The sequence below is a fragment of the Acinetobacter sp. AKBS16 genome, assembly GCF_002899995.1.
GTDB lineage: Bacteria > Pseudomonadota > Gammaproteobacteria > Pseudomonadales > Moraxellaceae > Acinetobacter > Acinetobacter baumannii.
In genome coordinates this window covers 61,655-69,937 of sequence record NZ_POYH01000098.1, presented here as the reverse complement: position 1 = coordinate 69,937, position 8,283 = coordinate 61,655, and the positions used below count along the sequence as shown (strand labels likewise).

The 8,283-nt window shown below is 35.8% G+C and carries 9 protein-coding genes and 1 pseudogene; 4 read left to right on the top strand and 6 right to left on the bottom strand.

The genetic code is table 11. From position 1 onward, the window contains the following. The coding region (locus C1642_RS19900; RefSeq protein WP_228153980.1) for an MFS transporter at positions 1-481 on the bottom strand (481 nt) is incomplete at its 3' end. A 295-nt stretch (positions 482-776) separates the two neighbouring features. On the opposite strand from C1642_RS19900, the gene C1642_RS17945 reads away from it, so the two are divergent. Next, positions 777-1,655 (top strand): SMP-30/gluconolactonase/LRE family protein, encoded by an 879-nt coding sequence (locus C1642_RS17945; protein WP_103236693.1) that lies wholly within the window; start codon positions 777-779, stop codon positions 1,653-1,655. Positions 1,656-1,748: 93 nt separating this feature from the next. Here the strand turns inward: C1642_RS17945 and C1642_RS17940 are convergent, their stop codons facing one another. Next, a complete protein-coding gene (locus tag C1642_RS17940; RefSeq protein ID WP_000883494.1) occupies positions 1,749-2,480 on the bottom strand; it encodes a GntR family transcriptional regulator in 732 nt (243 codons plus the stop codon). Positions 2,481-2,591: 111 nt separating this feature from the next. Between C1642_RS17940 and C1642_RS17935 the strand changes: the two genes are divergently transcribed. The 3 genes and pseudogenes from C1642_RS17935 (at position 2,592) to C1642_RS17925 (ending at position 6,050) form a co-directional block, all read left to right on the top strand. Continuing rightward, positions 2,592-3,881 carry an SLC13 family permease gene (locus C1642_RS17935; RefSeq protein ID WP_103236692.1) on the top strand — a complete coding sequence of 430 codons (1,290 nt, stop codon included), beginning with the start codon at positions 2,592-2,594 and terminating at the stop codon, positions 3,879-3,881. Positions 3,882-3,888: 7 nt separating this feature from the next. Then, the gene (locus C1642_RS17930; protein WP_103236705.1) at positions 3,889-4,701 is read left to right on the top strand and encodes an amidohydrolase family protein; all 813 of its coding nucleotides are present in this window, start codon (positions 3,889-3,891) and stop codon (positions 4,699-4,701) included. A gap of 9 nt (positions 4,702-4,710) precedes the next feature. Continuing rightward, positions 4,711-6,050, top strand: a pseudogene (locus C1642_RS17925) (MFS transporter). A gap of 193 nt (positions 6,051-6,243) precedes the next feature. On the opposite strand, the gene C1642_RS17920 reads toward C1642_RS17925, so the two are convergent. The 4 genes from C1642_RS17920 to C1642_RS17905 form a co-directional block, all read right to left on the bottom strand. Further along, positions 6,244-6,384, bottom strand: coding sequence for a hypothetical protein (locus C1642_RS17920; protein WP_000770269.1), 141 nt, complete (start codon positions 6,382-6,384; stop codon positions 6,244-6,246). A gap of 247 nt (positions 6,385-6,631) precedes the next feature. After that, positions 6,632-7,138, bottom strand: a complete 507-nt coding sequence (locus C1642_RS17915; RefSeq protein ID WP_103236691.1) for a DUF2247 family protein — start codon at positions 7,136-7,138, stop codon at positions 6,632-6,634. Positions 7,139-7,228: 90 nt separating this feature from the next. Then, positions 7,229-7,726: a hypothetical protein gene (locus C1642_RS17910; RefSeq protein WP_103236690.1), complete on the bottom strand. Its 498-nt coding sequence runs from the start codon at positions 7,724-7,726 to the stop codon at positions 7,229-7,231. Between the two features lie 8 nt (positions 7,727-7,734). After that, the coding region (locus C1642_RS17905) for a hypothetical protein (protein ID WP_228153979.1) at positions 7,735-8,283 on the bottom strand (549 nt) is incomplete at its 5' end.

Genomic DNA, 8,283 nt, shown 5'->3' with positions numbered 1-8,283 from the left:
CACCGCTAAGTAGCGCTCCAACCGGATAACCTGAGTGATGAGCACCTATGGCAAAACCGCGATGTTCCTTGGGCCACCATTCTGCGGTATTACTCACCCCAACAGGCTCTGCCACCCCACAACCCAAAGAAACCATAATACGTAGGGTTACAAACTTATAGAAACTTGAACTTAAAGATGTAATGCCTGAAAGCAACGAAATAAAAGTAAATCCAATTACTAAGGGCCACTGAAAAATTCCTCGCTTCCAACCGGACGCATGTTTATCACTTAAAGCAGCAACCGGAATACTAAGAACAGCCAAAGAAAGTGTAATTGCAGCAATGGTGTATCCCCATTGCGTTGGAGATAAATTAAATTCATTACAAATCATATTGGCTGCGCGGAAAATCAACTCTCGGTCGTATGCAACAACCACCCAGATAATCCAGCAAATCACTAATGATACCCATGAGTGGCGATGAACTTTTTTTAGGCTCATTTCTAATTCCTTTTTAATTAAAATGCATCCACATGCTTTTACGTATAACGCTATGTCATTTGTCCACTCTTAAACTATCAAGTCGATTTAGAATTACTAATGATATTTCTACACCACGTAATAACTTATATTTATCAATTTAGTTTTAGCTATTTATCTCCATACATTTTTAATTCACAGGACTAATAACAATCCTTTATTAGATAAAGAAAAATTTTCATTGGTTTTTATATTTAGCTTTCATTAATTTAGTTTCATCGATGAGTGACTGAATAAAAGGACTAAAAAAGGAATTATGGAAATTAAAGTACTGGTAGATGTAAAAACAAAACTTGGAGAATGCCCAACTTGGGATGCTGTTCGCCAACGCCTATTTTGGGTAGATATTGTTGATGGACGATTATTCTGTTGTGATGAATTCGGTGGGAATATACGGGCGTGGGAAGTTTATAAAAAAATAGGTTCTTTTGCTTTACAAGAAAATTATAACGGCGCAATTGTTGCGCTCGAAGACGGGCTATATCAACTCGACTTTGACACAGGCAACTTAAAATTTATTTGTAACCCTGAACCAGACCTACCTCAAAATAGATTAAATGATGGTCGTGTTGATCGGCAAGGTCGATTCGTTTTTGGCTCTATGAACCGCCTTGAAGATGGGAATACCGCATCTCTCTATGGATTAAATGCAAATTATAAAATAGAAAAATTAGAAAATAATATTAATACTTCAAATAGTATTTGCTGGAGTCCTGATGGTACTAAGCTCTATTTTGCAGATACATGGCAAGGTGAAATCTGGTCTTATGATTATGATCTTGAAACAGGCCAAATCTCAAATAAAACTACTTTTTGTAAGATAGATACATCAGACGGTAGTTCAGCAGATGGCTCGACAGTAGATCGTGAAGGCTACTTATGGAATGCAAAAGTATATTCGGGTCAGTTAGTACGTTATCGTCCTGATGGACAAATCGATCGTATTATTGAAATGCCTGTAAAAAAAATTACCAGTGCAGTTTTTGGTGGAAAAAATCTTGATGTCTTGTTTGTTACCTCTATGTCGCAACCGCCTCTTCCGAGGTTCCCTGATGACAACCAATTGCGAGGCAGTGTTTTTGCCATTTATGGGCTAGGCATTCAAGGAATAGCCGATGCTCGATTTATGGGGTAATGACTCACTTCCTACAAGAAATACTTAACCATAAACGGTAGTGAATCAGCTCTGCAGCTTAATAAGGAAATCTTTATTAAGCTGCATCAAGAATTAATTAATTGTTATTTCATAATGAAAATTATCGGCCAAACCATAAGACTCACGGTATTCGACCGCTACACCTTCAAGATTTTTTGCAATACGGCATACCTTCACTAAAGGGTCTTCAAGGTGGTTATTTAAATAGCTATCTTTAATATTTTTCTCAAAAGTTAACCGTTCTGTTGCAGAAGAAACAAATTGACCGCAGTGCTGATAATAAAAAGGATAAAGTAAGTTACCAAACTCAGCGATTGGAATTTCTTCCAGATTTTTAAATAAGCGTTCAGGTAGCCAGATTCTCTCACTTAATACAACGACATCTTCATGCTTACGGACACGCTCGATATAAAGCAACTTGTCAGTGTGCCCAAGCCCTAACTCGGCGTTTACTTCCGGTATTGCATCACACACTTCTACTTTTTTAATTTGTCCTTGTGGCTGAATGAACTCGCCCTTTTTATTACGTAATCTAAAAAAACGAATGAGCGAATTTTCAAAATTAGGTTGTTTGAGGAAAGTTCCTTTTCCTTGCTGTTTAACCAATAAGCCGTCTTCAACCAGTCCTTCAACCGCCTTTCTAACGGTTCCTACCGATACGCTATACATTTGCGCAAGTTCTTGTTCACTTGGAATAGGCTCTTCGACTGTCCATTTTGACTGGATCAGTAGTTTTTGAAGTTCCCAACGGACCTTTTCATATCTTGGCAATTTAAAATTTTTAAATGCAGTCTCATCAAGCATTTGCGTTAAACATTATGAAATCGATTTGACAATACTAGCATAGTTCTGTGTAATACAAAAAACCAAACATATATATGTTTAGATGTTTATATATTTATCAAGGAAGATAATATGACTGCATTGATGCTGATGGCTTTAGCCGTATCGATAGGTTTAGGTTATAAAACGAAAATTAATATCGGATTTTTTACGATAGCGTTTGCCTACCTGATTGGTTGCTTTGGCATGGGTCTTAAACCTTCCGAAGTTATTGAATTATGGCCTGTCAAAATTTTCTTTATTATTTTATCCGTTACTTTGTTTTATAACTTTGCTTTGGCAAATGGTGCTTTAGAGAAGCTTGCCAGCCATCTTTTATATAAATGCCGTAAGTTTCCTCAGTTTTTACCTTTAGCGATTTTTTTCGCAGCAACCATTATTGCTGGCCTAGGTGCTGGTTTTTATACAGTACTTGCCTTTATGGCACCGATTACACTGCTGCTGTGTAAAAAAACCAATATGAATATGATTATTGGTGGGATGGCTGCAAATTACGGCGCTTTAGCTGGCGCAAATTTTATGACATCGCAAAGTGGCATTATTTTCCGAAGCTTAATGGAAAATACTGGCATTAGCTCACAAACAGCTTTTTCATATAGCAGTGGCATTTTTATCTTAACTTTAATTATTCCAATTGCGGTGCTGGGAATTTACACCCTGTGGAATAGAAAAAGTAATTCAATTGTAATTGAAGATCAAAAGCCTGAGCCATTCGACAAAAAACAGAAACAATCTATTTTCCTTATTATTTTAATGATGTCGATTGTTTTAGTTTTTCCAATCTTGCATCTTGTTTTTCCCGATGTAAAAACGATTAGCTTTTTAAACTCCAAAATTGATATTGCCTTCCTTGCCATTACCTTCTCGCTCATTAGTTTACTTATGAAACTTGCCGATGAGAAAAAGGTCATTGCACTTGTACCTTGGGGAACACTGATCATGATTTGCGGTGTCGGTATGCTCATCGCATTAGGGGTGAAACTTGGCATTATTACTACCCTATCTGAATGGTTAGCAAACAATGTTCCTGTGTGGGTCATTCCAGTACTTTTATGTCTGATCAGTGCCATTATGTCTGTATTTTCAAGCACTCTAGGCGTGGTTGCTCCTACCTTATTTCCAATTGTTCCGGCGCTTGCACTTACCTCTGGCCTAAACCCACTAATGCTGTTCATTTGTATTGTGGTTGGTGCTCAGTCTACAGCGATTTCTCCTTTCTCGTCTGGCGGTAGCCTCATTATGGCTTCAGCACCAGCAGACATCGACAAAACCAAATTCTTTAATCAACTGTTATTTAAAGCAATTCCTGTAGGAGTCATTGCCGCTTTAATCGCTATTTTCGCTTTAAAATTTGTAATGTGAGATGAAAATGAACTGTATAGATACACATGCACATGTTTTTTCGACACAGGACCACAGTATCGAAACAGCACGTTATGCACCTGATTATGATGCAACTGTACAAAGTTTTATCTCTCATCTTGATGAACACAATTTCACGCATGGTGTTTTGGTTCAACCCAGTTTTTTAGGTACCAATAATCAAGCGATGTTAAACGCAATTCAGCAATACCCTGACCGTTTAAAAGGCATCGCCGTTGTTCAACATACGACGACTTTTGATGAGCTAGTGAATCTCAAGGCACAAGGCATCGTAGGTGTTCGCTTAAATCTATTCGGTCTTAACCCTCCTGCGCTAAATACGCCTGACTGGCAAAAATTTTTAAGAAATGTGGAAAGCCTCAACTGGCAAGTTGAATTACACGCACCGCCGAAATATCTGGTTCAGCTTTTACCACAATTAAATGAATACAGCTTAGATGTCGTAATTGACCATTTTGGCCGAGTTGACCATGTTAAAGGGATTGAAGATCCAGATTATCAGAAGTTTTTAAGCTTACTTAACGTAAAACAGCACTGGATTAAAGTGTCCGGTTTCTACCGTTTGGGTGCTACTCCCAACAATATAAATATAGCCAAACAGGCATATAACATTTTCAAAGAAAAAGGTTTTTTACACAAACTCATTTGGGGAAGCGATTGGCCGCATACCCAACATGAATCCTTAATAACTTATGAAGATGCGATTAAAGCTTTTAAACATATTGTGTTTGATAAACACGAGCAATGTTTAATTTTAAATCAGAACCCTACCGAGCTGTTTGGTTTCTCACGTACATAAGGAGTATGTATGAAAAATGATATATCTATATCGGAAGTAGAAAAGTCAACGATCCGTAAACTTTCTTTTCGTATTCTTCCTTTCCTCATTCTTTGTTATTTCATTGCATATATTGATCGGGTGAATATTGGTTTCGCCGCTTTAACCATGAACCAAGAAATTGGTTTAACTGCTACTGCCTTTGGTTTTGGTGCGACATTATTTTTTATTGCATATGTCATATTTGAAATTCCAAGTAACATGGCTATGGAAAAGCTAGGTGCACGTATCTGGATTGCCAGAATCATGATTACTTGGGGTATTGTCGGTTGCTGTACCGCCTTCATTACCGGCCCGATTTCATACGCAATTTCACGTTTTTTACTTGGTGCTGCCGAAGCCGGATTTTCCCAGGTGTATTACTGTATTTAACACTATGGTTCCCTAAACGATACATGGCTCGAATTGTTGCTGTATTTATGGTTGCGATTCCTTTATCTAACTTTATTGGTTCACCATTATCTGCCTTACTGTTGGGCTTGCATGGTTTACTGGGTTTAAGTGGATGGCAAGTGCTTTTAATTCTTGAGGCATTACCTGCAATCCTTCTTGGTTTGTTGTGCCTTGTATGGCTGCCGAATACCGCAAACAATGTGAAATGGTTAAATCAAGAAGAAAAGGACTGGTTATCAAGCACTTTAACTTTTGAAAAAAATCAATTGTTGAACTCTGAAAAACAAGACAGTGCCGAACAGAAAAAGAGTAAGTTCAAGCTGCTGATTACCAATAAATATCTATGGTTCTTTGCAATTATTTATGCAGGAAGTTCAGCAACCAGCAATATTTTATCGTTATGGATGCCTCAGATTTTAAAAGCCTTCCATTTAACTGCCATGCAGACAGGTCTTTTAAATATGATTCCGTTTGGTTTGGCTGCCGCTTTCATGATTGTTTGGGGCGTACATGCCGATAAAAGTGGCAATAAAAGTCTCAACACAGCCATTCCATTATTTGTAACCAGTTTTGGTTTGCTCCTTACTATTTTTACTTCATCTTTAACCTTGAGCTTACTTTTATTCTCACTTGTTTTGATGGGTAACTATGCTATTAAAGGTCCTTTCTGGGCGTTGGTTTCTGAGCGCTTACCGCCTACTTTAGTGGCTGTAGGTATTGCAGCGGTGAATACGATTGCGCATATCGGTACTGGGCTTATGAACTCTATTATGGGTATTGTAAAAGATTATTCGGGTAGCTTCCCTATTTCTCTTTTACCGTTATGTATGCTTACATTTACGGGTGCCATGATTGCATTGTATTTGGGAAGAAAACCGACATTGCCAAAAGCGCAAAAGGTTCAAAAAGCAGTTTAGGTTTTAGAAATAAAAGATTTAATCAAAAGAGACCATTAATGGTCTCTTTTTTATTTATAACAAATATATAGAAGCTAAGATGGGTCAATATTTTCTTATTTTTATATGAAAACTATAAGCTTGTCTGTTTTTACTCCAACAAAAAAGCCCATCTTCCGATGAGCTTTTTATTTAATTAAGATTATCAAATGCATTAGGCTTTAAATTCTGCTAATACAAAGTTTTTTACTATTTCATCAAAATTAGGTTTCAGAAGAGTTGGCTTGCTATTTTTTATAGTTTTATACCAATAACTCGCTGCAACTCCCATGCTAACCAAAGCTAACAATTTCATAGCTCACCTCACTTATTGGGAAGAGTGAAACTTAAAGTATCATTCGCGTTTGTAGCGTTCTAACTCGTTTTAAAGAGGTTTCTGTATATTTTTTAAGCAATGTGTAATAAAGAAAGCCCACTTTTTTAAGAGCTTTATTAATAACAATAAAGGTTCTAAAGGTGATTTAGGTTTTGAGGGCTAAAAAAAGAGACCATCGATAGGTCTCTTTTTAAATGAAAATCTATTGATAAAATATCAAATTAATTTACTGGAATCTAATAGCACTTTTTTGCAAATATTTTTCCCAATTACTCATTAAATGATTAATATTTTCCGTATGAGAGTGTATTGATGGATCATATCCATCGGTAGGAGGCATATACGTAATAAAACTCTCTATTTCAGCAGGATAATCAAAATTAGCATAAATATTTTCAACTTCACTTAATGGGTCTTGAAAGCTTTCGCGATTCTTCCATAACCAACTAAGAAGTATATAAAGCCATTTTTCTCTAATTATCGAATCTTCTTCTTCATTAGTCTCTTGACATAATTCATTAAAAAAAGAAAGTATATCATTTGATTCACTAGGAATAAGGAATGACAGCTCAAGTTCAGCCTTAGTATAGATCTCCGTTAACACAATATTTTCGGCTTTTTTGATTGGTAGTTCACAAGTAATCAGATTATTTTCATAGCCCCATTTGATATCACACCATGAAAGGTTCACCTTTTCATTGATAAAATCAGCAGGTATTGAATATAAATTCATCTAATAAACTTTTGGTAAATGGTTAAAAATAACTATGATTCTACTCTTTATAGTCTATTCAATATAAAAAGTAGTAATCATCCTTAAAACTTATTCTTCTAAAATTAATAACTCATTGTAGCTTAACTTTTTTTGCATAATTTTATTTAGTATAGAATCAATTTTTTCTAAAGATGCAGCATTATTAAAATCAAACATTATAGATATTTCATTGTACCATTCATCCTCGGGTGCATTATCCATCCACTTATCTCCCCATCGATCATCTCTACTCACTTGTACAGAAAAGAAATTTTCATCAATTTCATTTTCATCTAATTTTCTTGGGCCTAAATTTATTACAAGTTCTAGTTTGCTATTAATACACATTAAAGGATAGGCTACCTCACCATCAGGATTGCGTCTAAAATCGATAAAATCATATGCATGAGTCCAGTCATTTCTATCTTTTTCAGGTATATATGCTTTTAATAAATTTGTTAAGCAAAGATACATAGCAGTATATTCATCATAATTCTTGTGCCAGTATAAAAATGGAAACTTCGGATGATTTTTAAAAAAACTTACTACATTTACTGAAACTGTCATAATTTTACTTAACCTTTTAAAATTTCACCCTTAAGGACATCTAAATCAATTCTTCGGCAATCATCAGTTGGAGGGATTACACCAATATAATGCTTACCACTAAAACTAAAAGAATGCTTTCCAACAGTAACTCCATACGGTGTTTTTGATTCCATCCAAGCTACCTGCGCTTTATATGCTTTTGTAGCTCCTTGATGATAATCAATAGGACTTTTAATTTTAGTATCTGGTTTACTGTGCCCTTCAAGTTTTAACATAGCTATACGCATAGAAAGCGCATATTGTTTACATAAAATAAGTGGGGGTGGAAAAGGATGATTGGTCCACACACTTCCAGCTTCAGTAGCTGTGACGATCATTCTCTTTCCATTCTGGGCTTGAATTCGTCCATTATGTTGCCCTTTATTACATTCTTTATTAGAGCTATTGCATGACCTTTCAAGCTCTTTCGATTTAGCTTGACTAGCTTGTAAAGCCTTATCTTTTTCAGCTTGTGTAATAGTTGATCTACTATCCTCAATATCTGTAGTAGCCATATCAATTTGTCGATTTAACAT